The following is a 25,524-nucleotide window of genomic DNA, read 5'->3' as shown; positions in this document are numbered from 1 at the left end:
CCCCCCACCGCACAGCCTCGCCATACTGCGCCGCATGACCAAAGACCTACCCTACCGCCCCTGTGCGGGCGTCGTGCTCGTCAACCAGAACGGCCTCATCTTCACAGGTGAGCGCGTCGATACGCCCGGCGCGTGGCAAATGCCCCAAGGCGGCATCGACAAAGGCGAAACAATCGAAAACGCCGCCCTGCGCGAACTGGAAGAAGAAACTGGTCTGCCCGCCAGTTCGGTGACGATCGAAGCCATCCTGCCGGACTGGATCACATATGATTTACCGGACTACCTTTTGGGGAAGATGTGGAAAGGTCGGTATCGTGGTCAAAAGCAGAAATGGGCTCTTCTAAGGTTCCACGGCGCTGACAGCGACATCGACCTCACGGCGCATGACGTCGAATTTGCCCGATGGCGCTGGGCCACACCCGACGATGTCCTGCGCGATATCGTGCCCTTCAAACGCCAGGTATATGCGCAGGTGATCAACGCCTTTCGTGACAAACTGGAGCGTACCGAATGAAAACCCTTCTTATCGCCGCTCTCACTTTGGCGCTTTCATCCCCTGCTTTCGCTTTGTCATGCATGCGCCCTGATGCGGTTCAAATTTATGAAGCGGCCCGCGACAGCGACGACAATTTCGTCGTGGTGCGCGGCCGTATCGATCTCAGCGAACCTGCAAAGGCCCCTGAACCGGAGACCGAAATTCCTGCGATTACGCAGGCCGTCATGAGCGGCTATGCCCTGACTCAGCACGGTTTCGGCGCACTTTTCCACCGCAAGATAGAAATCCGTGCCACCTGTCTTGGCCCTTGGTGCGGCAGCGCGGGTGGATTTGACGGCGAACAGATCGCAATGCTGAGAGTGGACGGGAACAATGTCTATACGCTGGTCGCTGGACCATGCGGCGGTCGTGCAATGGAATGGACCAAAGACGGCGAGCGCCGTCTGCTGGAATGCCATCGTACCGGAAATTGCGTAGTGGCCGAGTAGGTCTAGGCGGTTTCGCTGATATGAAATCGCCGGCTCTGACTTTGATCGGCAGAGAGGCAGCGCCGGCGAAAACCTTACTCGCAACACACTCAGGGAGAACTCTGGTCTAGATAAGTGTGGCAAAGCTCTTTGCCTCGCTCAAGACGCGCGACCATTGTGTTGCGACAAAACGATCGGACGGCGTTAATTTGCGGGCGAACGCTTAAAATTGTGGCACCAAAGAGATCTGGATATGAGAACAAAACATGAATATCTTGGAATCTGGAGCGAGTCGTTCCGGCTTCGCCGCGCTTCGCGCGTCGACCCACCGGGGCTCTGCCCCGGACCCCGTGGTATTTTTGAAAGGATGAAGCAGAGACGTGGCCTTTGCCGAGCTGAATATCACATCGAACTTCACCTTCCTGACGGGGGCGTCGCACCCCGAGGAATACGTGGACCGCGCCGCACTTCTGGGTCTGACAGCGCTTGCGATCGCTGATGAGAACTCGGTCGCCGGGATTGTGCGCGCCCATACGCGGGTCCGCGAGATTGCCCGACAGGTGAAGGAGCGCGAAGAAGGCAACCTGATCGGCCCACCCGCGCCCGTCGATCTCTGGACCAGAAAACCGCAAGTTTTTGAAAGCTACCCCGGCGGTTCCGAGCGGCGCAAGAACGGCGCGCTTGCCCCAGAGGAGGTTGAAGACTTCCTCGACGGCCCCAAGGCCGCGTTTGAAACCCGCGTCACGCCACCACCTCTGGACGCTTCTGCCGCCATCCTGAACGTCCCCCGCCTGATCCCCGCCGCACGGCTCGTTCTGGACAGCGGTTTCACCGTGACCGCCTTGCCGAAAAACCGTCAGGGCTGGGCCAACCTGTGTCGCATGATCTCGCGCGGGCGCCTTCGCGCTGAAAAGGGCAGTTGCCAGTTGCGCATGGACGATCTGGTAGAGTTCGGCGCGAACCTCGCGCTATTGGTCCACCCACCAAACGCGCAGACCGCAAAGCGTGGTGTGGAGGGGTGGCGACAGGAGGCACGCTGGCTGACGCGCCGCTTTGGCACCGATTGCTATCTGCTTCTGGCGCCGAAGTATGACGGTCAGGATCTGGACCGCTTTGATCATCTCACTGGCATCGCCAAAGAGATGCACCTTGAAACCATCGCCAGCGCCTCACCGATCATGCACCACGGCAACCGCCGCAAACTCGCCGATGTCCTGACCGCCGTGCGCACAGGGTCACGCGTCGATGACCTTGGCCGCGCCGCACTTGCCAATGGCGAACAACGCCTGCGCTCGGAGGCCGACCTCTGCCGTTTTCTCGCCCCCCACACCGAAGCCGTCACCCGCGCCGCGGCGCTTGCCGACAGCCTCACCTTCTCGCTCGATGAGTTGCGATACGAATACCCCTCCGAAATCGCCCAGGGCGAAACCGCCTCCGAGCGTCTGTCCCGCCTCGCCCACGAAGGTCTGAAGTGGCGCTATCCCTCCGGCGTCCCAGACAAAGTCAAAACCCTACTCGCCCACGAGTTGACCCTCATCGCGAAACTCAAATACGAACCCTACTTCCTCACGGTTCGCGATATCGTCGCCTTCGCCCGCTCACGAAATATCCTTTGTCAGGGCCGCGGATCCGCTGCCAACTCGGTCGTCTGCTACTGCCTCGGCGTTACCTCGGTTTCCCCCGAAATCGGCACCATGGTCTTCGAGCGCTTCGTCTCGGAAGCCCGGGACGAGCCACCCGACATCGATGTCGATTTCGAACACGAACGCCGCGAGGAAGTGATCCAGCATATCTACGAGCGCTACGGCCGCCACCGCGCGGGCCTTTGCGCCACGGTCGTCCACTATCGCGGCAAACGCGCGATCCGCGAGGTGGGCCGCGCCATGGGCCTCACCGAAGACACGATCAGCGCTATCTCTTCCCAGCTTTGGGGCTTCTTCGATACCTCCGGCATGGCCGACCAGCAACTTCGTGAAATCGGCCTCGACCCGACCGACCGCCGCCTCGCGCAAACACTGAAACTGATCTTCGAAATTCAGGGCTTCCCGCGTCACCTCTCCCAACACGTTGGCGGCTTCATTGTCACCGAAGGCCGCCTCGACGAACTGGTGCCGGTGGAAAACGCTACCATGGAGGACCGCACCGTCATCTGCTGGGACAAGGACGACATCGACAGCCTCGGTATCCTCAAGGTCGACATCCTCGCCCTTGGCATGCTGTCGTGCATCCGCAAAGCCTTCGACCTGATCAACCGCCACCACCACATCGACTACACGCTGGCGACCCTGCCCCCCGAGGACCCGGCCACCTACGACATGCTCTGCCGCGCCGATAGCCTGGGCGTCTTCCAGGTCGAAAGCCGCGCGCAAATGAACTTTCTGCCCCGCATGAAACCCCGCACCTTCTATGACCTCGTCATCGAGACTGCGATCATCCGTCCCGGTCCCATCCAGGGCGACATGGTCCACCCCTACCTGCGGCGACGCAACGGCGAAGAGAAAGTCGAATTCCCCTCCGACGAACTGGGCAAAGTCCTCGGCAAAACCCTTGGCGTGCCGCTGTTCCAGGAACAGGCGATGCAAATCGCCATCGTCGGCGCAGGCTTTACCCCCGAACAAGCCGACCGCCTCCGCCGCTCCCTTGCGACCTTCAAAAAGCACGGCAACGTCTCGGAATTCCGCACCCTCTTCATGCGCGGAATGCACAAAAACGGCTACGACACCGAATTCGCGGAACGCTGCTTTTCCCAAATCGAAGGCTTCGGATCTTACGGCTTTCCCGAAAGCCACGCCGCCTCCTTCGCCCTCCTCGTCTACGCCTCAAGCTGGCTTAAATGCCACCACCCGGGTATCTTTGCCTGCGCGCTCCTCAACTCCCAACCCATGGGCTTTTACGCACCTGCCCAGATCGTGCGCGACGCAAGCGAACACGGCGTCGAAATCCGCCCCGTCGATATCAACACCTCGACTTGGGACAACATCATGGAAAGCAACGGCAAAGGCGGCCTCGCGCTCCGCCTCGGCTTCCGTCAGATCAAATCCATGCGCGAAGAAGAGGCCACATGGATCGCCGCCGCTCGCGGCAATGGCTACCTCTCGGTCGAAGACGTCTGGCGCCGCGCCGGCCTGCAACCAAGGCAACTCAGAACCCTCGCCGAAGCCGATACCTTCGCCTCACTGGGCATCAATCGCCGTGACGCCCTCTGGGCCGCTGCCGCAATCGCCTCGGAAAAACCCCTGCCGCTGTTCGGGGGAGACATGGACGGCGAAGGCATCCTCGAGCCACTCGCCAACCTGCCAAAAATGTCCCTCGGCGAAGAAGTGGTCGAAGACTACGTCTCCATGCGCCTCACCTTGCGTGCCCACCCCATGGCCTTCCTGCGCCACAAACTCACGCCCGGCACAAAACCCATAGAATTTGATTCAAATTGCGCTTCTTCTGTTGAAAAATATCCCGGGGGAGACGGCCAGAGGCTGTCGGGGGCAGAGCCCCCGCCCCGTCGCTTCACCGACGCCAAAGGCACCATGCGGACCGATGTCTGGGGAGAGACCGATGGCCCCACCCGGAACCGGCGAACCTCACGCCAATAGCAAGCCTCAGATTACACCCAAAGCCCGCAATGCCAGCGCCACGGTCGAAAGCGACGCCAGAGCAAAACTCAGGGTGCGCAATACCACAATGCCCAGAACATAGATCCAATAGTGCGCGAATATGCCAATGAAGAACGTCATCGCCAAGATGCCCGGATAACTATCCTCTGGCATCCGCATCATTGCAAAAACCGCAACCGGCCCAAAGGCGACAAAAGCCTCGACCGCAACTTTGTGCGCAGCCATCGCCCGAACGGCCCAAGCCGATTGCGGAATGGCATCCGGACTGGGGTTCGCCAGAGCGCCCATAAGTCCTCGCACCATGATCCGGTCGAGAATATACGGAAGCCAAGCCACCGCGATCCAAAGCGCCGAAAGTAAAGTAAAAAACTCCAACTGAGACATGGTTCGCTCTCCTTTCCCAATTCATCGCCAACCAACACGGCGAATTGCGAAACTCGTCAGACTACCCTCAGCTTATCAGGTTTCTTCGCGCAGTGCGTGTCGAGAGTAAAGAAATATACAAATTGCTGCATCTATGACGGCCAAACCGAACCGATATCAAAAATCTGCCGAAGTCAGTCGCGCACCAACGCCCGTTGAAACGCCAGATACGATCCTTTCGGCGTACGCTCTTGAGTCTCGTAATTCACATGTACGATCCCGAACCGCTTGTCATATCCAAACGCCCACTCGTAATTGTCCAACAAAGACCACGCGAAATACCCCTTCACCGGGGCCCCATCTGCAATCGCCTGTTTCACCGCTCCCACATGCGCGTCAAAATATGCAATCCGCGCCGGGTCATCGACCAGACCGGCATCCCCGGGATCCGCACCGGCCATCCCGTTCTCAGTCACATAAATTGGCAATTCGCCCGTGAACTCCCGCTGCAGCCGCATCAAGAACCCATAAAGCCCTTCGGGATAAATCTCCCACTGCTGCGCAGTTTTTGGCAAGTCTCCCGGCACAGCCCGCTCCGCCGGCCAAACTGCCCCAGGAACGGCTTCATGGATCGAGCGCGTGTAGTAATTGATCCCCAGCCAATCAATCGGCGCCGAAATCGCCGCCATATCGTCCTGCCACCCTTGCGGCATATGCGGCTCCAACACCTCCAGAATGTCCGCCGGATAGGCCCCACCCGTGATCGCACCCGCAAACCACCGATTGTAAATCCCGTCATAGGTTTTGGCCGCCAACACATCCGACTCGTCCTCACTCGCCGGCGTGGAATGCTCAAAATTCAATACGATCCCAAGGTTCTCCTGCCCCGCCGACCGCATCACCTCCAAAGACCGCGCATGGGCCACCAACACATGATGCATCGCCCGCGCTGCCGCCCGAATATCGCGAATCCCCGGTGCATGCCCGCCGAGAAAATGCGCCAGCCACGCCACGCACCACGGCTCGTTGATCGTCGCAACCGCGTCCATCCGGTCGCCAATCCGCCCGATCACCGCTTCCGTGTAATCGGCAAACCACTTGCCCACATCCGGGTGCGTCCAGCCCCCTAAATCCGCCAAAGCCGATGGCATGTCCCAGTGATACAGCGTCAGGTTCGGAGACAATCCCCGCTCGACCATTCCATCCACCAAACGGTCGTAAAAATCCAACCCCTCCGCACTGACCGTCCGCCCATCCGGCATCACACGCGGCCACATGGTTGAAAACCGATACACATCGAAATTCCCGTCGCGCACCAGATCCAGATCCTCGCCCCAGCGATGATAGTGATCGCAAGCAACCCGCCCGTCCTCGCCGTTCACCACATTGCCCGGTCCGGCCGCGAACGTGTCCCAATGAGTCGACCCGACGCGCCCGAAAGACGTCCCCTCGATCTGATAGGCCGCCGTCGCCGCGCCAAACCTGAAATCGGCCGGGAAATCGCCGCGTGAAAAAGTGAATGCCATCTCAAAACCCTCGCTCCAAGCGTTGACCCAAGCCCTAAGCGAAGCCGCTTGCCGCAACAAGGCCATCCCCCGCTTGATCTGACGCAAAGCCTCGCCCTACCATCACGCCTAGTGTGACCGAAATCAGGAGGATCACCCATGCTCGACATCTCAACCGGAAAAATCGTTCGCGTGATCTTTCTGTGCCGCGAATACGGCCCTGACAGCAAACATATGTCCGACTATATTTCAGGTCTGAACGAAGACGAACAAGTCAGCCTCGTCGCGCTCATGTGGATCGGTCGCGAAACCTACAGCGCCGATGAGGTCGAAGAGGCCTTGGAAACCGCGCGGATCGAGGCCACGGCACCAACTGAGAAATACCTCTCCGGCATTCCGGGACTGGCAGAATACCTCGAAAGCGGCCTCGACGCACTTGGCATTGATGTGTCCGACGCCGAAGACCACATGTAGAGCGCGCGGCGCCCTCATCACGTCTTAAACCGGGTTATCGCGGCCAGCATATCTGGTGGTCCTGCCGGCCAGCATAGCAACGTGCACCGACGTCATACCGACGTCGCGTTTTCTCTTATTCTCTTTGTTTCACAGGCGTTAACCATTGTCCCGGTTGCGGGACGCTCCGACCACCGCGCGTTGCGTCCGTTACCCCACGTGACGCCGCCCCCCGAGAACGCTATCGTTTATCGCATGGCAGACCCAATCGACGATAAGCCCCGCTGTTTCGGCTCGCATTCCGAACTCTACGCCCACTACCACGACACCGAATGGGGCGTACCCGTCCGCGATGACCAAATGCTGTTCGAGATGCTCATCCTGGAAGGAGCGCACGCCGGATTGTCCTGGGAAACCATCCTCAGGAAACGCGACGGCTACCGCGAAGTTTACCACAACTTCGACGTCCAGCGCGTCGCCGATATGACCGACTTCGAACTGCACAAAGCTCTCAGCAACCCCGGCATCGTCCGACACCGCCAAAAGGTTCCCGCAGCCCGCAAGAACGCTCGCATCTTTCTGGATATGCAAAAGGAATTCGGCAGCTTTTCAAACTGGCTCTGGGCACATGTCGACGACGCACCTATCAAGGGAAACTGGTCCGGCCCCGCTGAAATGCCGGCCACGACACCTCTGTCGGACGTCATCTCCAAGGACCTCAAAAAGCGCGGCATGTCCTTTGTCGGACCCACGATCATCTACGCCTATTTGCAAGCCGTCGGCGTGGTCAACGACCATCATCAGGGCTGCTGGTGCTACCGCCCCTAACGCAGGCGGCGCAGCACCTCATAACTGGCGTAGCCATCCGGGATCATCCCAACCGAGGCCTGAAACTTGCGGATCGCCGCGATCGTGTTCGGCCCTATGATCCCGTCCACACCCTGCGTGCTAAAGCCCTTGCGCGTCAAAAGCCTCTGCATTTCCTGCTTCTCGCGGCTTGCAAGGTTGCGATCATCGCGCGGCCATGACGCCTTCAAAGGCCCGCCCCCCGCAATCTGGCCGCTCAACAGCCCGACCCCGATCACATAAGCATCCGCAGCGTTGTATCTTTCGATCACATGGAAGTTGTCAAAGATCATGAACGCCGCCCCATGCGCCCCCGCGGGCAACAGGATCGACGCGCGCCCGTAATCCGGCACGCGAGCACCGTTAACGTCACGGACACCCAAACTAGCCCATTGTGTCGGGGACTTCTTGGTCCGTTCGCCCGTCTGACGATAATCAAATCCGCGCGGAAGGCGCACTTCAACGCCCCAAGGCTGCCCCTTGGTCCAGCCAAACGCCTTCAGATATCCTGCCGTCGATGCCAGGGCATCGGTTGGATCGTCCGACCAGATATCCCGCCTGCCATCGCCGCGAAAATCTTGGGCATAAGAAAGATACGAGGTCGGAATAAACTGTGTGTGCCCCATCGCCCCGGCCCATGACCCCCGCATATCGCGCGGCCTCACATCGCCGGACTGGATAATTTTCAAGGCCGCTATCAACTGCTGTTCAAAAAACCGCCCGCGCCGCCCGTCAAACGCCAAAGTCGCCAAGGCCTCGATAATCGGAGTATCGCCCCTAAACGCGCCATAGGCGCTTTCCAGCCCCCAAACAGCCGTTACGACCTCGGCCTCGACACCATAGCGCGCCTCAATCTCGGCCAGCGTACGCCGGTTGTCACGAAGCGCAGCGCGCCCATTTCGCACCCGCGTATCCGACACCGCACTGTCAAGATAATCCCAGATCTGCTTGGTAAATTCGGACTGGTTCCTGTCCTTCTGAATAACGCTGGTATTATATCTAATACCCTGAAAAGACGCATTAAAAACGCTGTCCCGGATACCAGCCGCCCGCGCACGACCGCGAAACTGGTCGATCCAGCGCGCGAAAGCGGCATTCGATGTCTGGGCTTGCGTCAGCACCATGGCTCCTGTGGCAGGTCGTGGTTTTGGATACACCGAATACTCCGGCGCAGGGCTGGCAACGACGTTTGATACGGAAAAAAGTACGGCAACTGCCGCTAAAAATCCACGCATGGGCCACCTGTTATTTTTATCTGCTCGGCTTCAGCCTACGCCCCGACTTCGCAACGCGAAAGATCAAGATTTGGGCGTTGGCAAGGTGCCGCCGGTTCGATCAAAACCGCTCAAGAAGCCGCTTCAGATACTCCAGCTCTTCCGTCGGTCGGTTCTGTTCACCCGAGCGCTTGCGGATCTCGTCCAGCAGCTCGCGCGCGCGCCTGTAAACGTCATCGCCCTGCAAAAGCTGTTCATCCGTGCCGATCCGGCCGTTCTCCCCGGCCTCGCGACCCAGCGGATCACGACTGCCGTTCGGGTCGTTCTGCCCCAACTGCTGACCCTGCTGACCGCCCTGCTGTTGCTGTTGCTCGGCCATTTGCTCGGCCAACTCCCGCATTCCTTCGCGCAAGGCTTCCATCGCCTGCGACTGGCTGTCCAGCGCCTCGGCAAAGTCTTCCTGCCGCAGCGCCTCCTCGGCGTCATCCATCGCTTCGCCCGCCCGTCCAAGCGATTCGCGCGCGGCATCACCCTCAGGCGTTCCGGCTCCCGGCAGGTTTTGCTGCTGACGGTTCAATTCATTGCGCAAAGCCTGCTGGCGATCTGCCAGACTGCCTTCTCCGCCACCCGGCTGCTCGGACCCCGGCTCGCCTCGGCGTCCTTGCTGTCCGCCTTCGCCCTGACTGCCCGGCTGGTCATGCTCGGCACCACGACCTTCGCCGTCGCCGCCCTCGCCTTCGTTTTCACTCGATTGCCCGGCCTGAGCGTTCGGATTGTACTGCTCCTGAAGATCTCGGAACGCCTCGTCCGACAGACCCTGCTGCTCGCGCAAGGTTTCGGCCAGACCTTCCATCGCCTGCTCACCGGGGCTTTGCTGCCCGCCCTGCTGACCTTGAGCGACCTGCATGTTCTCCATCATCTGACGCAACTGATCCAAAAGCTGCTGAGCTTCGGCCATCCGCCCCTGCTCCATCAACTCCTGCAGGCGATCCAGCATGTCCTGAAGCTGATCGCCGGTCATCTCCTGCATTTCCTGGCCTTCGGCCATTTCCTGCTGTTCGCCCTGTCCTTGCTGCGCAAGCTGGTTCATATAGTCCTGCATCGCCTCACGCAGTTCCTGCATCAGCTCGGCGATTTCCTCATCCGTCGCACCGTTCTCGATCGCTTCAGCCAAACGGTCCTGCGCCCGGCGCAAACGCTCCAATGCGTCGCCTAGATCGCCCTCTTCAATCTCCAGAGCCAGCCCCCACAGCGCCGCTGCCGTCTCGTCAACGACTTCATCCGTCAATCGCCCAAGCGATACTCGCGTCTCCAACCGCCGTACGGCGAAACGCAATTTCAGATAAACAGTCTCGGACCGAAATATCCCCTCAGGCTGGAACGAAACCGCCCGCAAGACCTGCGCAACCCGAGGCGCATTCGCCCGGTTCCACAGCAGATCCCGCCGCTGCTCAATAATTGCCTTCGCCAAGGGATCAAAGAACCGCCGCCCCGGCAGCGTTGCAAACTGAGGCGCGGACATGCCCTCATGCTCCGCCGCGTCCTGCACCGACAACGACGCAGACACCGGTAGGTTTGCCCAAGGGTGCTCGCTGAAATCATCGACAACCGTTTCCGCAAACTGCGTGCGGTCCCCGGTTATCGTGATCGGAATATCAAGCTCGATCGGATCACGCGGCTCCGGATCGATTACCAATCCATACCGCCGCTCAACCTCGCCCAGATCCAACGTCACTGTCATCGTGCCAGCGGCAACACCATAATCATCTGAAGCCACAAACGGCGCTTCCATCCAGCCGCCTTCGCCCTGCGTGATCGGTCCATCAAATTCTACGGACGGGTTCTCATCTTCAATGGCGGTCAAATTCCAGCTTTGCCCACCCGGACCGGCGATCTCGATCGTTCCGCTTTGCAACACATCAAAGGCCTGCACGGGGTCGGTCGCAGGCGGAATATCCTCGGTGCGCGCCGAAACTGTCTCGTTCAGCGAAAGCTCACCAATCTCGCCATAAAAGCGGATGGTCACACGGCTGCCTTCCGGCACTTCAAACCCACTGCGAGAAATGTCGTTCAGATAGAGGCTCGGCAAGCCAGTATAAAGCGGCGGCTCGACCCATCCTTCCCATGACGGCCCGGAGGCCACGACCTGATTGCCGGGGGCCATCTCGGACACCGACGCCACGCGCAGGAACGATCCGAACAGCAAAGCTACGGTAAGACCCAACAAAGCCACGTATCGCAATGCGTAAGGATCTCGTGTTGCCAGCTTAAGGTCAGGCCTGGCGGCTTTCGCCTCCCGCGCCCGCTCTGCCATGCGTGCAACATGCGCCCGCCAGACCGCCTCAGAGGCCGGGTCGCCCGCCCCGATCGCCTGCGCATCGCTAATCGCTGCAATAGGCCGGCCCGGCAACGTCCGGTCCAACCGCTCAAGGGCTTGCCCTTGCGTCGGCCAGCGAAAGGCCTGAATGCCCCGCACAGCCGTCCACAACGCCGCCAGCACGGACAAGACGCCAACGCCCCAAACGACTTCCAGCATCAGTATATCCTGCAAGCCCAGCATCAACGCGGCCAATACCGCGATCAGCACGGACCAAAGCGGCCAAAACGCCCGCACACCCCGTTCCGCCACAAGGCCGACGAGTGTCAGACGCAACGGCCACGCCAATCGCGCAGCCGCCTCCGGGGGAAGTTGAGCAGGTTCTGTCATACATCCAACATGTAGGACCGGGTCCGGGTTATGCCGAGCCCTCAAGCCATTCAGGAATGGTATCTCGATTTATGATTTCGTCAAAGGTCGGACGCCCCCGAATGACGGCAAATTGATGCTCATGCACCAGCACTTCTGGAACCAGAGGCCGCGTATTGTATTCCGAAGCCATGACTGCGCCATACGCCCCCGCCGAGCGAAACACCACAAGCGCTCCCGGAGCGACAGGTGGCATAAGGCGATTCTTCGTGAAGGTATCACCGGATTCGCACACAGGCCCCACGATATCAAAGGGTTGCATGTCCGCCCCCGCATCCGCCTCAATCACCGGCAGAATATCGTGATACGCGCCATACATCGCGGGTCGAATCAGATCGTTCATCGCCGCATCGAGGATCAGAAAGTCGCGCCCCTCGCCCGACTTCACATAAATGACCTCGCTGACAAGAATACCGGCGTTCCCCGCAATCAGCCGCCCCGGCTCGATCTCGATTTCGCAATCCAGATGTCCCAAAGTCCGCTTCACCAGCGCCCCATACTCAATCGGCAATGGCGGCGCCGTGTTTGAACGCTCATAAGGAATACCAAGTCCGCCTCCAAGATCGAGCCGCTTGATCTGATGGCCGTCCGCACGCAGCGCCTCGGTCAATTCGGCAACCTTCAGATAGGCCTGCTCGTACGGCTCTAGCGAGGTCAACTGACTGCCGATGTGCACATCGATTCCGACGACCTCAAGCGCAGGCAAACTTGCAGCCAAAGCATAAACCTCGCGCGCCCGCGCAATCGGAATGCCGAACTTGTTCTCCGACTTGCCAGTCGCGATCTTCTCATGCGTCTTTGCATCCACATCCGGGTTCACCCGCACTGTAATCGGCGCAACCACCCCAAGACTCTCGGCAGCTCGCGACAACAAGACCATCTCTGGCTCGCTTTCGACATTGAACTGCCGAATGCCGCCTTCCAGCGCCAGACACATCTCATCGCGGGTCTTGCCGACACCCGAGAACACGATCTTATCGCCCGAGAACCCTGCCGCTTTCGCCCGGCGATACTCACCACCCGAAACCACATCAACACCAGCCCCAAGCGACGCCATCAGCTTCAATACGGCCTGATTGGAATTGGCCTTCATCGCATAGCAAACCAGATGGTCCAATCCATCCAGTGCCTCATCGAACAACCGATAATGCCGGGTCAAAGTCGCCGTTGAATACACGTAAAAAGGCGTGCCAACGACATCCGCAATCTCGGGGATCGCCACGTCTTCGGCGTGCAACACGCCGTCTTTGTATAGAAAATGGTCCATAAAGCGCGACATAGCAGAGTTGGACCCCCGCGCAAGGCTCTCAGATCAACAAGCCCGCCGCCCCCTCATGGCGCAACAACGCAACTTTTGTCTCCACACCGCCCTTCGCCGAAAACCCGCCCAGATGTCCAGTGCCGGTCACCCGATGACATGGAATGATGATTGCAATCGGATTGGCCCCACAAGCCTGCCCCGCTCCTTGCGCCGACATCTCCGTCACTTTCGCAATCTCGCCATAGGTCATGGTTTCTCCAAACGGAATCGCAATCAAAGCATCCAGAAACGCCCGCTGCCGCTCAGAGACCTTCGGCCTCAACGGCAAATCGAACACCCTCAAATCACGCGCAAAATATGCGGCCAACTGCCGATGCGCCTCAACCAGAACAGGCGTTTCATCCGCACCCCAACCGCCCCAGTCCAAAGCAACAATCGCCCCGCCCACTTCAACAAGCGTAATCGGTCCTAAAGGGCTATCTGCGGTCAAACGCGGCATGCCTCATTCTCACCAACAGCACAGCCATCAGCAACCCGAACCTTGCGTTTCTTTTTGGCCAAATATCCTAGGGGGTCTGGGGGACAACGTCCCCCAGCCGGTCGACACGCGCCAGCGTGGCGACATCATCCAAGTGCTGCGTTACACCGCCCACAGGTTCCCGCATGGGAATGCGTTCCCACATCCGGCAAGATCTTCCAGCAGCGCTGACATTTCTCACCATCCGCCATCTCGAACACCACACCGATACCTTCCACTTCCGGCAAGCGGAAAGCTTCCGAAGGTGCGGGATCGCTGGTCAGCGAAATCGCAGAGGTGATGCAGATATCGTCAAACGTCACGGTCTTCAAAGCCGCCAGAACATCCGCATCTTCAACATGTACAACCGGAGCCGCCTCCAAAGATGCCCCGATCACCTTGTCGCGTCGCTGAACTTCCAAAGCAGCCGTCACAACACGCCGCGCCCGTCGGATCGCAGCCCACTTTGCCGCCAACTCCGCATCCAGCCAGTCGGACGGCGTTTGAGGAATATCCTGCAAATGTACCGAACCCTCGCCGCCCTTGCGCTCAAGCCAGACCTCTTCCATCGTGAAAGTCAGGATCGGCGCCAGCCACGTGTTCAAACGCGCAAGAACCAACTCAAGCACCGCCAAAGCAGCTCTTCGTTCCGGCGTGTCGCCATCACAATAAAGCACATCTTTGCGGATATCGAAGTAGAACGCCGAAAGATCCGTCGTGGCGAAATCGAACACAGCCCGGAACACGCCCTGAAAATCATAGGCCGCATAGCCCGACCGCACCCGCGCATCCAACTCCGCCAAACGATGCAAGACCCACCGCTCTAGCTCCGGCATATCCGCCGGTGCAACCTCAACAGCCGCTTCACAAAGGTTGCCCAGCAAGAACCGGAACGTATTGCGCAAACGACGATAACTGTCCGCCACACCCTTCAGGATCTCCGGCCCGATCCGCTGGTCGGCCGTGTAGTCCGTCTGAGACACCCAAAGCCGCAGAATATCCGCGCCATACTGCTTGACCACCTCGTCCGGGACGATGGTATTGCCCAGAGACTTGGACATCTTGATGCCCTTCTCATCCAGCGTGAAACCGTGGGTTAAAACACCCCGATAGGGCGCGCGTCCGTTCGTTCCACAGGACTGCAACAAAGACGAATGGAACCACCCGCGATGCTGGTCGGTGCCCTCAAGATAAAGATCGGCAATCCCGTCTTCCGAACCGTCTTCGCGGTCCCGCAGAACAAACGCATGGGTCGAACCGGAATCAAACCAGACATCCAGAATATCGAACACCTGTTCGTACTCACCCGCAGCTACGTCATTGCCGAGGAACCGTTCTTTCGCGCCCGGTTTGTACCAGGCATCCGCGCCTTCAGCTTCGAACGCCTCCAAAATGCGCGCGTTCACCGCCTTATTGCGCAACAGAAAATCCTCATCCGTCGGCATCGCACCTTTTTTAACGAAGCACGTCAAAGGCACACCCCAGGCACGCTGGCGCGACAACACCCAGTCGGGCCGGGCATCCATCATCGAATAAAGCCTGTTCCGCCCGGTCTGAGGCGTCCACTTCACATTGTCGATCTCGGTCAGTGCGCGTTCGCGGATCGTCTTTCCGAACTGATCCTGCCCATCGCCCACAGGTTTGTCGATCGCAGCGAACCACTGCGGCGTGTTGCGATAGATCACCGGCGCCTTCGAGCGCCACGAATGTGGATAGCTGTGCTTGATCTTGCCACGCGTCAGCAACCCGCCAACCTCGGCCAGCTTGTCGATGATCGTCTTGTTGGCATCGCCCTCACCACCCTTACGCGACAGGATATACTTGCCCCCAAAGAACGGCAGATCTGTCCGGAACGAGCCATCGTCCAGAACGTTATACGTGATCACCTGAGCCAGCATCCCAAGATCCCGGTAAAGCTCGTATTCCTCCATGCCGTGCGACGGCGCGCAGTGCACGAAACCGGTGCCTTCCTCATCCGTCACAAAGTCAGCCGCGCGGAAATCACGGATATCATCCCACTCGCCATTTGCACCATCAACGCCGTGCAACGGGTGCTTCAAGCCATTGATCGCAGACGGATCAACATCTCCCAACCGGCGATACATCGTCTCGTCCAGACGCGCGCGCGACAGCACATCACCGGCCAGCTTGTCGGCCAGGATGTAACGATCACCGACCTGCGCCCAGCACTCTTCTGGCGTGCCGGTGACCTCATAAAGCCCATAGTCAAAATCCGCTCCATAAACGACCGCCTTGTTCGACGGGATCGTCCAGGGCGTCGTGGTCCAGATCACCACATAGGCGTCGTCCAACCGTTCGTCCTTGGTCTCGTTCACCCGGAACTTCACCCAGATCGTGAAGCTTTCCTTGTCGTGATACTCGACCTCCGCCTCGGCCAAGGCCGTCTGCTCAATCGGCGACCACATCACAGGCTTGGAGCCCTGATAAAGTGTGCCATTCATCAGGAATTTCTGGAATTCCTCCGCAATCACCCGCTCGGCGTGGAAATCCATCGTCAGGTAAGGCTCGTCCCAATTGCCGGTGACGCCCAGACGCTTGAACTCCTCACGCTGGATATCGATCCAACCTTCCGCAAACTCGCGACACTCCTTCCGGAACTCGACAACGTCCACCGCGTCCTTGTCGCGCCCCTTCTTGCGGTATTTCTCCTCGATCTTCCATTCGATCGGCAAGCCATGACAGTCCCATCCGGGGATATACCGCGCGTCCTTACCCATCATCTGCTGCGAGCGGACAACCATATCCTTCAGGATCTTGTTCAAAGCATGCCCGATGTGCAGATGCCCGTTCGCATAAGGAGGGCCATCATGCAGCGTAAACGGCTCTCGTCCCGTTTTCTCGCGAAGGCGATCATAAATCCCCATCTCGGCCCACCGTTCCAGCCATGCAGGTTCGCGGTTCGGCAATCCGGCCCGCATCGGGAAATCGGTCTCGGGGAGGTTCAGTGTCTCTTTGTAGTCAGGCGTGTCGGCACACATGGGTTCCGTGTCCTTTGGAATATCGAAGCTGTCAGGGTGGGGCGGCGGAGTAACTCAACGCCAAAGTCCCGGTCACTCATGGTTCAGAGCGCCGGGCCTGTAATTCGAATAATAATCGCAAGCTGCAACATCATGGGACTGTGCTATAGTGTTGCCACTCTCTAAGGTAAAGACAGGAACGCCCGCCATGTACCCTGCTAGGGATGTGCTCACCACGGAAGACGACTTCCGCAGCCTCCATCGCGACCCCCATATCTCGCAAACGCACAAGATCATCGACCACATCGACGTCCATTGTCGCACGTGGATTGAACGCTCTCCGTTCCTCGTGATGGCAACCTATGACGCGAACGGCAAAGTCGATGTCTCTCCGCGCGGAGACCCCGCCGGTTTCGTCAAAATCCTCGACCAGAAGACACTCGCCATCCCCGACCGCCCCGGCAACTATCGCTACGACAGCTTCACGAACATCCTAGAAACCGGACGCATCGGACTGGTCTTTTTCGTCTCGAACCGAAAAGAAGTCGTCCGCGTCAACGGCACAGCCCGTATCGTGCGCGACGAAGACATCCGCAATGCCATGGCCATCAAGGATCGAGTGCCCCATCTGGCCGTTCTCGTCGACGTCGAAGAGGCCTTTTATCATTGTGGCAAAGCCATCATCCGATCAGGCCTCTGGCAGCCCGAACAGGCCGTTTCCGTCGAAGGAATGGCAACCTATGCTGAAGCGGTGACCGATCAGGCGCACCTGTCGGGTCCTGTCGAAGAACTGGAAGATCGCTTCGCCAAAAACGAGGAAAACCGGCTCTACGACCATTGAGGCCGGCTAGGTGCCGCCGTTCTGATCCAGATTCTCCCAAACCCGGCTCATCACGACCGAGCCTTCCCCGACCGCACTGGCCACGCGTTTCACTGACCCGGCCCGCACGTCGCCTACGGCAAAGATACCCGGATGCGAAGTGGCATAAACCGAACCCGACTGCGCATCCCCGCCGGTCTTCACAAACCCCTTGTCATCCAGATCGACAAGATCACTCAGCCATGCCGTATTCGGAGCAGCTCCGACCATCACAAACACCGCCCGCGTCGCGATTTGCCAGTCCTCACCGTTCTTCTTGTCGCGGATCGTCGCGCTCTCAAGCCCATCTCCTCCGTCAAGACAGGTCATTTCCGTGTTGTAATGGATCGTCACCCGAGGATCGTTCTCAAGCCGCGACAAAAGATAATCCGACATCGACGCGGCCAAAGACGCACCGCGCACCAAGACATGCACATGCCGTGCCGTTCGGCTAAGGAACATCGCCGCCTGCCCGGCGGAGTTCCCTCCCCCAATCACAACCGCATCCGTATTCCGGCAATACCGCGCCTCAACGTCCGTCGCGGCATAATAAATCCCGCCGCCCTCAAACTCGCTCAGACGCTCGATCGGCAACTGACGATACTGCACCCCGGTCGCGACGATGATCGAGCGCGCGCAGACCTCCATGCCATCATCCAGCGTGACACAGAACGTCCCGTTCTCAAGTTTGTCCACCGACACGGCCCGCCGCGGCACCGCAAAACGCGTGCCGAACTTCATCGCCTGAATTTCGCCGCGCCAGCACAGATCCGCGCCCGAAATACCCGTCGGAAACCCCATGTAATTTTCAATCCGACTGGACGTGCCCGCCTGACCACCGATCGCCATGTCCTCAACGACCAAAGCCGAAAGCCCCTCGGCGCCCGCGTAAACTCCGGCCGCCACTCCCGCAGGCCCACCGCCGACAATCAACACGTCGAAAACATCGTCCTCGCCCAACTCCAGCCCCAGCCCCAAAGCACGTGCGACATTCGCAGCCGTTGGGTTCTCGATCACCCGGTCGCGCCCGAAGATCACCGCCGGACCATGTTCGGCCATATTGCAGGCCTCGACCAAGGCCTCGGCTTCCCCGGATCCCAAATTAATGGACTGAAATGGAATGCGGTTGCGCGCGGCGAAACTCGCGATCTCGCGGATATTGCGGTCAACATCCGCCCCAATCAGTTTCAGCGAACTGTCCTGTTCTTCGATCTGGCGACGCCGACGGGCAGCAAATACAGTTATAATGTAATCGCTCAACTCGTGGATCCGCGACATCAGTGTCAGCATCTCAGGACGCGGCGCCGACAGAACACGGGTCACCTTGGCAGCCCGCATCGGCAGCGAATATGATCCGCCATTCAGAAACGCGATCTCGCCCATGAACTGCGTTGGACCCAAAACCGCCTGCAAATATCGCTCGCCCGTCCACGGATCGACGACTTCAATCTCGCCCTCCAGTACGTAGACAAACCGGTCCATCGGGTCGCCAACCTCGGCGATCATCTCGCCTGACGCAAACTCTATCTCCTCCGCAATGCGCCGGATCGCCCGCACATGGTCATCGGCAAGAGGTCGACGCACCATCGTGCGAATGTCTTCGGCCAGTGTTTCCATGAAAACACTTACCTGTTTGAATCTTTATCAAACAATCCAGTCAGCGCACGCTGCACCAGTTGCGTCACACGCGGCCGGGGCGCAGCGCGAAATGGCAGCGGGCGACAAACCTCCATCGCCGCCACGCCAACCCGTGCCGTCAAAGCGCCATTCACCAACCCTTCGCCAAAGCGGCGCGACAGTTTTCCAACCAGATGCCCGCCCCCGATCGACCCCAAAAGATCATCGCCAGCCGCGACAGCCCCGGTCGCGACTAGATGCGTAATAACTGCCCGCGTCAGCCGCCATGCCCCCATAGTCCCGGACCGTCCGCCATAAATCTCGGCAATCCGACGGATCATCCGCACGTTTGCAGTTAAAGCTGCAATCACATCAGCAAACGCCAAAGGCACCAAAGCCGTCACAGTCGCCACCTGCCGTGCAGCCGCCTCGACCTCGCGCCGCGCGCGATCATCCAAAGTCTTCAAAAGCGTGTCTTCCGCCAAGCCAAGCAAGGTATCCGCATCAAACGCATCGGCCTCACCCTCCGCCAGCCTTTGCCGCCCCCAGCGCATATCCTCACGCCCCGCATAAAGCGCCGACAGCTTCTTCGTCACCGCCCGCGCCCCGCCAAGATCGTTCGCGTCAATTACCCTTTCAGCCTCGCCATGCAGCAAATCGATCCGCTTCAGACGTGACAGAGCCGCCAATTCGCGCACCAGAATTGCCAGGCAGACCGCAAGAAACAGGCCCAGCAACCCAAGCGCGGCCCAACCAAGATAGACGTTCCGCTCGACCAGCCCCGTCACAGCATCCCAGGCCGCGAGAGATCCAAAGAACAGCACCACAGCCAACAACAACTGCCAGAACCACCGCGCCAGTCGCGACGGTCCGCGCGCCGTCAAGGCCGCCATTGTCTGCATCGCCTGTCCTGTCGGCGCCCCCTCTGGCTCGGACACAGGCGGTGCATCCGCCGGGCTTGGCCCGCTGTCGTCCAACTCGATGAGGACAGGTCCGTCGCGTTTGGTCATAGCCGATCCCCGATCAAGAACTCCGCTGCCCGGTCGAGCCGAATATGCGGAGGCCCATCACCTGGGCGTAACTCCAATGGCTGCGGCGCAAATCGCATCACTTCATAATCTGCATCCAGCCACGCTTCGGCCCCCTGCCGCGCTGGGTTCAGCAACCGCGACGGATCATCCGGCAATCGCCCCGGATAAAATGCAGCGCGTTTGCCTGACGATTCCAACGTCCCGCGCACGACATCCAGCGCGCGCCCGTCCTTCTCAATCCGATCCTCGGTTGTCGCCCTCAGCGCCGCCATCGACATCGCAGCGGTCTCGGCCCCAGCAAAATCCGCACGCGACCGCGCATCGCGCAAAAGAGCGTTAGTGATTGCGGTCAGTTGCGCGTGCTGGCTGTGGTGCAAATGATCCGCCTTCGTTGCCGCGAACAGGATCTTCTCGACCCGCTGACCCAGGAAGACCTGACTGAGAAACGCATTCTTCCCCGGTCGAAAAGCGCCCAGAATATCCGACATCGCCTGCCGTAAATCCTCAACCGCGCGCGGTCCGGAATGAATAGCGCCCAACACATCGACCAGGACAACCTGCCGCCCGATGCGCGCGAAATGATCCCTGAAGAACGGCTTCACGACCTCGCGCTTATACGCCTCGAAGCGCCGTGAAAACTCACGCCCCATCGTTCCGCGCGCGAAATTCTGCTCTGGCAAAGGCGCGAACGTCAAAACCGGAGAGCCCTTAAGATCACCCGGCAACAGGAACCGCCCCGGCGTGCAATCCGAAAACCCCGATTCCCGCGCCGCCACCAAATACGCCGTGAACGCCCCCGCCAGAGACTTCGCCTCTACCTCGTCCAACTTCGCACCGGGATTCGCTGTCTCTAGCGCCTCGCGATAAACGCGTGCTTCGTCGCGGTTCTCAATCCGCGCCAAAGTCTCGCGCGACCACGTCGCGTAATCCTTATCCAGCAATCCAAGATCCAAAAGCCACTCGCCCGGATAATCCACGATATCCAGATGGATCGTCTTCGGCCCGGTCATCCCACCCCAAAGCCCCCTCGGCTGAACCCGAAGCGACAAACGCAACTCGCTGATCCCGGAGGTGCCTTCAGGCCAAAACGGCGTGGCCCCCGTCATGGCGGCCAGATGAGCCTCATAATCAAACCTCGGGACCGTATCATCTGGCTGAGGCTGCAACCACGCCGTCTTGATCCGCCCATCCGCCGCCGCCCGCAAAGCCGGCATCCGACCGCGCGCAATGAGGTTCGCCACCAACGACGTGATAAACACCGTCTTGCCTGCACGACTAAGTCCCGTGACCCCCAAACGGATCACTGGCTCGAAAAACGCCTCACTTACGGTGTTTACCGTGGTCTCGACGCCACGCGTCAGCCCGTCCGCAATATCGCCGATAATCAAAGAATTTCCTTCCCGCTTCGTGCTAAAGATAGGAACCCGCGCAGAGATAGACCAGATGTGGCTTAAGAATTGCGCTTCAGCGCGCCAAACGCTAACCCCCAGCCATGCCACGCTACGCATTCACCATTGAATACAACGGTCAGCCCTTTTCCGGCTGGCAACGACAGCCTGATCAGCCGTCGATCCAGGGCGCTATCGAAACTGCGCTCTCCAAGATCGACAAGACCGCCCCCCTGCTCTCAGCCGCTGGCCGCACCGACGCAGGCGTCCACGCATATGGGCAGGTCGCCCATGTCGACATGGCCACCGACTGGGATCCCTTCCGCCTGTCCGAAGCGCTGAACTTCCACCTCAAACCCGATCCCATCGCAATCACGGCCTGCGCGCGGGTTGCCGACGACTGGCACGCTCGTTTCTCGGCCGTCGAGCGCAATTACATCTACCGCCTCATCAACCGCCGCGCGCCCTTGGTGCACGACGCGGGACTGGCTTGGCGCGTCCAGAAACCACTGGATACCGCCGCCATGCGCGCCGGAGCTGTCCATCTCATCGGCACCCATGACTTCACGACCTTCCGCTCGACCATGTGTCAGTCGAAAAGCCCGCTCAAAACGCTGGACGAAATCACAATCACCGAAAACCCGACACCAACCGGCCCCGAAATCGCAATCGCCGTGCGCGCCCGTAGCTTCCTGCACAATCAGGTCCGCTCAATCGTCGGCACGCTGGAACGTGTCGGCAGCGGCGGCTGGCAACCCGAAGACGTCAAAGCCGCGCTGGACGCGAAAGATCGCGCGGCCTGCGGACCTGTTGCCCCGCCCGACGGTCTCTACTTGTCGCGTGTCGTGTACAATCCAGACGTTTTCGCCTGACTACCCCCATTCCCGCGACAGCGCCCAATTTGAGGCTCATTCTCAGCCCAAGTCGCCCGCGAAATGACCCCTATCGAGTCCTGAATCCGCCCCGAATCTAAAGGATAAGTTAATCAAAGACATACCGGAGACGAATTATGAGTGACCTGCTTACCTTCTCGAACGAAGCCATCGCCCTCAGCGGCCTGACCATCCTTGTTCTGCGCGAAATCATCCTCGCAACCATCCCAAGCAACGGCCCGGCACCTAGCTATTAATTGGCGGGCACGCCAAACGTCAGGTTCGCCCAGAGGCTTTCCCAAGCCACGTTGCGCTGATTTGCCAAGGCAGCCGACGGTTCGCGCAAGACCACCGCGTCCAGCATATACCGCGCACCCGCTTTTACCGGCACCGTCGCAACACCATCGCCATCAGTGCGCACGGTAAACACCGACACATCGCCCCCAGCAGTTCTCTCGTAAACCTCGACCTGCTCGTCGCGCCGCGGTGCGCCCTGATACAACAGGCGCACATCGATACCGTCACTCATATTATCGGTATAGGGGTTCTCCAGCGCGACAATCTCGGTCTCCAGACCTGCTTCAAAGTCCGACCCCGCCGCCGATCCGATCCCGATCAGGGACTTGGCGTACCGCGTGTAAACCTCCCGAACGTTCTCTTCCGAAAGCCCGCGTGCCTTGTGGGCCTCCAACGTCCATAACGCATCCTTGTGTTCGACAAAGGCCTCGAACCGCGCAAATTCGTCCCACGTCAGCAACAGCCCCGCGGTTTCGTGGGTGATCACCATCAATCCCTCGCCGGGCGCATCCATCTTCAAAGCTGGCCGATCCCCAAGCCGCCCCTCAACCGGCGCGATCTTACCGCCGATAGAATAATCAAACCGAGTGAAGCTCCGTGGCAAATAGGCCTGAGAGTTCCCCTCAAAGTCCTGCCCGACGATCAAGGCGGCCGCGACCTGATCCGAGGGCGAAACCTGATGTTTGTCCGGAGATATCCAGAATTCATGGGCCTTGGCGGCAAACGACATACATGTCAAAGAAGCGGCGAGAACGAGGATACGAAACATGATGCTTTTCCAGACTAAGATTGAAGCTCTCAGGGTGATCTTGCTTGCGCTGGTGTCAACCCTGCTTGTGGTCACAACTGCGCGCGCGCACGAGGTTCAGCCAACAATCGCTGACCTGACAATAAATCCATCCGAGATCGAAGTCGTGCTGGACTGGGTGCTTGAGGCCCCCATTGCCGGTCTGGACCTCGAAGGCGTCGAAGACACCAACGCCGCCGAAGGCGCAGAAGACTACGACGTGCTGCGCTCTCTGGACTCGGCAGCACTGGAAACAGCCTTCCGCGAAGCATGGCCCTCAATATCGCAAGGCCTTTCTCTCAGGGCCGGAGAGGTCGATCTTCCCTTTGAAATAACGGGTCTTACGATCCCCGAAGCTGGCAATGTCGAACTTGCGCGCAACTCGCAGGTGGTTTTGTCGGCCCCCCTCCCCGAGGGTGACAGCGCCATCGTCATGTCCTGGGCCGCCGAATACGGGCCACTTGTGGTGCGTCAGCAAGGCATCGAAAACGGCTACACCGCTTTCCTGACAAGCGGCGGCGACACCGATCCGATCCCACGCACAGGCAGTGATACTCAAACCGGCGGACAAGCCTTTGTCGAATACATCGGCGTCGGCTTCGACCACATCATCCCGCTGGGCCTCGACCATATTCTGTTCGTGCTCGGCCTGTTTTTCCTCGCGCTTCGGATGGGTCCGCTGCTTTGGCAAATCTCGGCGTTCACGCTGGCCCATACCGTCACGCTTGCGCTCGGCTCGCTCGGGATCATCAAGATATCCCCAGAGATCGTCGAACCCCTGATCGCGGCTTCCATCGTCTATGTGGGCGTCGAAAACGTGCTGTCGCGCGGGCTAACGCCATGGCGTCCGTTTGTCGTCTTCGGCTTCGGCCTACTGCACGGCCTCGGCTTTGCCAGCGTTCTCAGTGACTTCGGCCTTGGTGGTGCGCATTTCGTGCCAAAACTCATCGGCTTCAATGTCGGCGTTGAAATCGGCCAGATTGCCGTCATCGCTGCCGCTTTTGTGACACTGGGTATCCTGTTTGGTCGCAACACATGGTGGCGCCAGCGGATCGCAAGCCCGGTTTCCATCGGTATCGCCGTGATTGCGACGTTCTGGGTGTTCGAGCGCACAGGAATCATCGACCCCGAAGGCGCCTTCGCACCCTTCGCGATGCTGACCGAAGGAGGCTTTGCACCCCTCTGGACGGTCATCGTCGTCTCGGCACTCGCTGCAGCCCTGACCGCACTGGTCCTTGTGGCCTCCGGCCTAGACGCGCTCAGAGATGCCGCCGGGATCATCACATCCTTCACCGCCTTCCTCGGCGTTATCGCGACATTCACTTCGGGTGCATGGGTGCTGACAGCCGCCCTGATGGCCGTGTGGATCCTCGCGTTGCGCCTTCAATCGCTGGGAGGCCCTGACGCTGATAAGGTGCCTGCGTGACACGTCCGGTCGCATTCATAACAGGCGCGGCCCGCGGTATCGGTCTTGCAACGACCAAGCTGTTCCTCGACGAGGGCTGGCAAGTCGCAATGAACGACATCGATACCGACGAACTCAAGACGGCCAGCGCGCCCTTGGAAAACGTGCTGGCAGTCCCCGGCGATGTGTCCGATCCGGACGAAGCCGCGCGCATGACCGACATGGTCACTGCGACCCTCGGCGGCATCAACGCGCTGGTGAACAACGCCGGGGTGGCGGATTTCGGTCCGATGGAGGAAACGACCTTCGCGCGCTGGAAGCGGGTGATGGCCAATAACCTCGACGGCCCGTTCCTCATGACCCAAGCCGCCACGCCCGCGCTCAAAGCCTCCAAAGGCGCGATCGTGAACATCGCCTCCATCTCTGGCCTGCGCGCTTCAACCCTGCGGATCGCCTACGGAACCTCAAAGGCGGCAGTGATCCAACTCACGCTGCAACAGGCCGTCGAGCTTGGTGAATTCGGTGTGCGGGCCAATTGCGTCGCTCCGGGCCCGGTGCGCACGAAACTCGCTATGGCCGTCCACAGCCCCGAGATCATCGCCGCCTATCACGATGCTCTCCCGCTCAATCGCTATGGCTCCGAAAGCGAGATCGCCGAAGCCATTGTCTTTCTCTGCTCAAACCGCGCCAGTTTCATCACCGGACAGGTTCTGGCCGCAGACGGAGGCTTCGAGGCGACGGGCATCGGCCTGCCCGCCCTGCGCAAATAGCCGCGTAAACGGCGAAAAACTGCGCTACGACCTTTTTAACA

At 59.7% G+C, this 25,524-nt stretch carries 20 protein-coding genes; 9 read left to right on the top strand and 11 right to left on the bottom strand.

Annotated features, from left to right (window positions below; all coding sequences use genetic code 11):
* The first annotated feature begins 34 nt into the window (after positions 1–34).
* The 3 genes from BOA8489_RS06485 to BOA8489_RS06475 all read left to right on the top strand — a co-directional run bounded on the left by BOA8489_RS06485 (position 35) and on the right by BOA8489_RS06475 (position 4,553).
* Positions 35–514 (top strand): RNA pyrophosphohydrolase, encoded by a 480-nt coding sequence (locus BOA8489_RS06485; RefSeq protein ID WP_093973194.1) that lies wholly within the window; start codon positions 35–37, stop codon positions 512–514.
* Complete coding sequence (locus BOA8489_RS06480; RefSeq protein WP_093973193.1) at positions 511–984, top strand: hypothetical protein; 474 nt, start codon at positions 511–513, stop codon at positions 982–984. The genes BOA8489_RS06485 and BOA8489_RS06480 overlap by 4 nt, the downstream gene beginning before the upstream one ends.
* 359 nt (positions 985–1,343) lie before the next feature.
* On the top strand, positions 1,344–4,553 hold the full coding sequence (locus BOA8489_RS06475; RefSeq protein WP_141138250.1) for an error-prone DNA polymerase: 3,210 nt from the start codon (positions 1,344–1,346) through the stop codon (positions 4,551–4,553).
* Between the two features lie 6 nt (positions 4,554–4,559).
* On the opposite strand, the gene BOA8489_RS06470 is transcribed toward BOA8489_RS06475, so the two are convergent.
* Together BOA8489_RS06470 and BOA8489_RS06465 are read right to left on the bottom strand one after the other, a co-directional pair.
* The gene (locus tag BOA8489_RS06470; protein ID WP_093973192.1) at positions 4,560–4,958 is read right to left on the bottom strand and encodes an MAPEG family protein; all 399 of its coding nucleotides are present in this window, start codon (positions 4,956–4,958) and stop codon (positions 4,560–4,562) included.
* A 173-nt stretch (positions 4,959–5,131) separates the two neighbouring features.
* Positions 5,132–6,463 (bottom strand): GH1 family beta-glucosidase, encoded by a 1,332-nt coding sequence (locus BOA8489_RS06465; RefSeq protein ID WP_093973347.1) that lies wholly within the window; start codon positions 6,461–6,463, stop codon positions 5,132–5,134.
* A gap of 138 nt (positions 6,464–6,601) precedes the next feature.
* Here BOA8489_RS06465 and BOA8489_RS06460 point away from each other — a divergent pair, with 138 nt between their 5' ends.
* Complete coding sequence (locus BOA8489_RS06460) at positions 6,602–6,916, top strand: DUF3775 domain-containing protein (RefSeq protein WP_093973191.1); 315 nt, start codon at positions 6,602–6,604, stop codon at positions 6,914–6,916.
* Positions 6,917–6,997: 81 nt separating this feature from the next.
* Entirely contained in the window at positions 6,998–7,723 is a 726-nt protein-coding gene (locus BOA8489_RS06455) for a DNA-3-methyladenine glycosylase I (protein ID WP_245813691.1), read from the top strand.
* Here the strand turns inward: BOA8489_RS06455 and BOA8489_RS06450 are convergent.
* From BOA8489_RS06450 to ileS, 5 genes are all read right to left on the bottom strand, one after another.
* Positions 7,720–8,976 carry a lytic murein transglycosylase gene (locus tag BOA8489_RS06450; protein ID WP_093973190.1) on the bottom strand — a complete coding sequence of 419 codons (1,257 nt, stop codon included), beginning with the start codon at positions 8,974–8,976 and terminating at the stop codon, positions 7,720–7,722. The two genes, BOA8489_RS06455 and BOA8489_RS06450, sit on opposite strands and share 4 nt — an antisense overlap.
* A gap of 100 nt (positions 8,977–9,076) precedes the next feature.
* On the bottom strand, positions 9,077–11,662 hold the full coding sequence (locus BOA8489_RS06445; RefSeq protein ID WP_093973189.1) for a TIGR02302 family protein: 2,586 nt from the start codon (positions 11,660–11,662) through the stop codon (positions 9,077–9,079).
* Positions 11,663–11,690: 28 nt separating this feature from the next.
* Positions 11,691–12,968, bottom strand: a complete 1,278-nt coding sequence (gene lysA, locus BOA8489_RS06440; protein ID WP_093973345.1) for a diaminopimelate decarboxylase — start codon at positions 12,966–12,968, stop codon at positions 11,691–11,693.
* A gap of 40 nt (positions 12,969–13,008) precedes the next feature.
* The gene (locus BOA8489_RS06435) at positions 13,009–13,461 is read right to left on the bottom strand and encodes a methylated-DNA--[protein]-cysteine S-methyltransferase (protein WP_093973188.1); all 453 of its coding nucleotides are present in this window, start codon (positions 13,459–13,461) and stop codon (positions 13,009–13,011) included.
* A gap of 125 nt (positions 13,462–13,586) precedes the next feature.
* Positions 13,587–16,478 carry an isoleucine--tRNA ligase gene (ileS, locus tag BOA8489_RS06430; protein ID WP_093973187.1) on the bottom strand — a complete coding sequence of 964 codons (2,892 nt, stop codon included), beginning with the start codon at positions 16,476–16,478 and terminating at the stop codon, positions 13,587–13,589.
* Between the two features lie 187 nt (positions 16,479–16,665).
* Here ileS and BOA8489_RS06425 point away from each other — a divergent pair, with 187 nt between their 5' ends.
* Positions 16,666–17,298, top strand: coding sequence for an MSMEG_1061 family FMN-dependent PPOX-type flavoprotein (locus tag BOA8489_RS06425; protein WP_093973186.1), 633 nt, complete (start codon positions 16,666–16,668; stop codon positions 17,296–17,298).
* 6 nt (positions 17,299–17,304) lie between these two features.
* Here BOA8489_RS06425 and BOA8489_RS06420 read toward each other — a convergent pair whose 3' ends face one another.
* From BOA8489_RS06420 to BOA8489_RS06410, 3 genes are read right to left on the bottom strand one after another with little or no spacing between them, the layout of a single operon-like run.
* Positions 17,305–18,933 carry an FAD-dependent oxidoreductase gene (locus BOA8489_RS06420; protein WP_093973185.1) on the bottom strand — a complete coding sequence of 543 codons (1,629 nt, stop codon included), beginning with the start codon at positions 18,931–18,933 and terminating at the stop codon, positions 17,305–17,307.
* A gap of 8 nt (positions 18,934–18,941) precedes the next feature.
* On the bottom strand, positions 18,942–19,943 hold the full coding sequence (locus BOA8489_RS06415) for a YcjF family protein (protein WP_093973184.1): 1,002 nt from the start codon (positions 19,941–19,943) through the stop codon (positions 18,942–18,944).
* Positions 19,940–21,352, bottom strand: a complete 1,413-nt coding sequence (locus BOA8489_RS06410) for a YcjX family GTP-binding protein (RefSeq protein WP_093973183.1) — start codon at positions 21,350–21,352, stop codon at positions 19,940–19,942. The genes BOA8489_RS06415 and BOA8489_RS06410 overlap by 4 nt, the downstream gene beginning before the upstream one ends.
* Before the next feature lie 104 nt (positions 21,353–21,456).
* Between BOA8489_RS06410 and truA the strand changes: the two genes are divergently transcribed.
* Positions 21,457–22,224: a tRNA pseudouridine(38-40) synthase TruA gene (truA, locus tag BOA8489_RS06405; protein WP_093973182.1), complete on the top strand. Its 768-nt coding sequence runs from the start codon at positions 21,457–21,459 to the stop codon at positions 22,222–22,224.
* A gap of 253 nt (positions 22,225–22,477) precedes the next feature.
* Here truA and BOA8489_RS06400 read toward each other — a convergent pair whose 3' ends face one another.
* Positions 22,478–23,290 (bottom strand): DUF4198 domain-containing protein, encoded by an 813-nt coding sequence (locus tag BOA8489_RS06400; protein ID WP_093973181.1) that lies wholly within the window; start codon positions 23,288–23,290, stop codon positions 22,478–22,480.
* On the opposite strand from BOA8489_RS06400, the gene BOA8489_RS06395 reads away from it, so the two are divergent.
* Both BOA8489_RS06395 and BOA8489_RS06390 read left to right on the top strand, forming a co-directional pair.
* Entirely contained in the window at positions 23,289–24,734 is a 1,446-nt protein-coding gene (locus tag BOA8489_RS06395; RefSeq protein ID WP_245813689.1) for a HupE/UreJ family protein, read from the top strand. The two genes, BOA8489_RS06400 and BOA8489_RS06395, sit on opposite strands and share 2 nt — an antisense overlap.
* Entirely contained in the window at positions 24,731–25,483 is a 753-nt protein-coding gene (locus BOA8489_RS06390) for an SDR family NAD(P)-dependent oxidoreductase (RefSeq protein ID WP_093973180.1), read from the top strand. Before BOA8489_RS06395 ends, BOA8489_RS06390 begins: the two co-directional genes overlap by 4 nt.
* The last annotated feature ends 41 nt before the right edge of the window (positions 25,484–25,524 follow it).

It is taken from the genome of Boseongicola aestuarii (assembly GCF_900184815.1).
GTDB lineage: Bacteria > Pseudomonadota > Alphaproteobacteria > Rhodobacterales > Rhodobacteraceae > Boseongicola > Boseongicola aestuarii.
Note: the sequence above shows the minus strand (reverse complement) of the source record. Positions and strands in the feature narration are given on the sequence as shown.

Bases quoted from the DNA above. Each gene is read 5' to 3' on its own strand.
- BOA8489_RS06470 (WP_093973192.1), bottom strand. From the start codon at position 4,958: ATGTCTCAGTTGGAGTTTTTTACTTTACTTTCGGCGCTTTGGATCGCG.
- truA (WP_093973182.1), top strand. From the start codon at position 21,457: ATGCCACGCTACGCATTCACCATTGAATACAACGGTCAGCCCTTTTCC.
- BOA8489_RS06425 (WP_093973186.1), top strand. From the start codon at position 16,666: ATGTACCCTGCTAGGGATGTGCTCACCACGGAAGACGACTTCCGCAGC.
- BOA8489_RS06400 (WP_093973181.1), bottom strand. From the start codon at position 23,290: ATGTTTCGTATCCTCGTTCTCGCCGCTTCTTTGACATGTATGTCGTTT.
- BOA8489_RS06485 (WP_093973194.1), top strand. From the start codon at position 35: ATGACCAAAGACCTACCCTACCGCCCCTGTGCGGGCGTCGTGCTCGTC.
- BOA8489_RS06460 (WP_093973191.1), top strand. From the start codon at position 6,602: ATGCTCGACATCTCAACCGGAAAAATCGTTCGCGTGATCTTTCTGTGC.
- ileS (WP_093973187.1), bottom strand. From the start codon at position 16,478: ATGTGTGCCGACACGCCTGACTACAAAGAGACACTGAACCTCCCCGAG.
- BOA8489_RS06395 (WP_245813689.1), top strand. From the start codon at position 23,289: ATGATGCTTTTCCAGACTAAGATTGAAGCTCTCAGGGTGATCTTGCTT.
- BOA8489_RS06465 (WP_093973347.1), bottom strand. From the start codon at position 6,463: ATGGCATTCACTTTTTCACGCGGCGATTTCCCGGCCGATTTCAGGTTT.
- BOA8489_RS06445 (WP_093973189.1), bottom strand. From the start codon at position 11,662: ATGACAGAACCTGCTCAACTTCCCCCGGAGGCGGCTGCGCGATTGGCG.
- BOA8489_RS06435 (WP_093973188.1), bottom strand. From the start codon at position 13,461: ATGCCGCGTTTGACCGCAGATAGCCCTTTAGGACCGATTACGCTTGTT.
- BOA8489_RS06480 (WP_093973193.1), top strand. From the start codon at position 511: ATGAAAACCCTTCTTATCGCCGCTCTCACTTTGGCGCTTTCATCCCCT.
- lysA (WP_093973345.1), bottom strand. From the start codon at position 12,968: ATGGACCATTTTCTATACAAAGACGGCGTGTTGCACGCCGAAGACGTG.
- BOA8489_RS06450 (WP_093973190.1), bottom strand. From the start codon at position 8,976: ATGCGTGGATTTTTAGCGGCAGTTGCCGTACTTTTTTCCGTATCAAAC.
- BOA8489_RS06420 (WP_093973185.1), bottom strand. From the start codon at position 18,933: ATGGAAACACTGGCCGAAGACATTCGCACGATGGTGCGTCGACCTCTT.
- BOA8489_RS06415 (WP_093973184.1), bottom strand. From the start codon at position 19,943: ATGACCAAACGCGACGGACCTGTCCTCATCGAGTTGGACGACAGCGGG.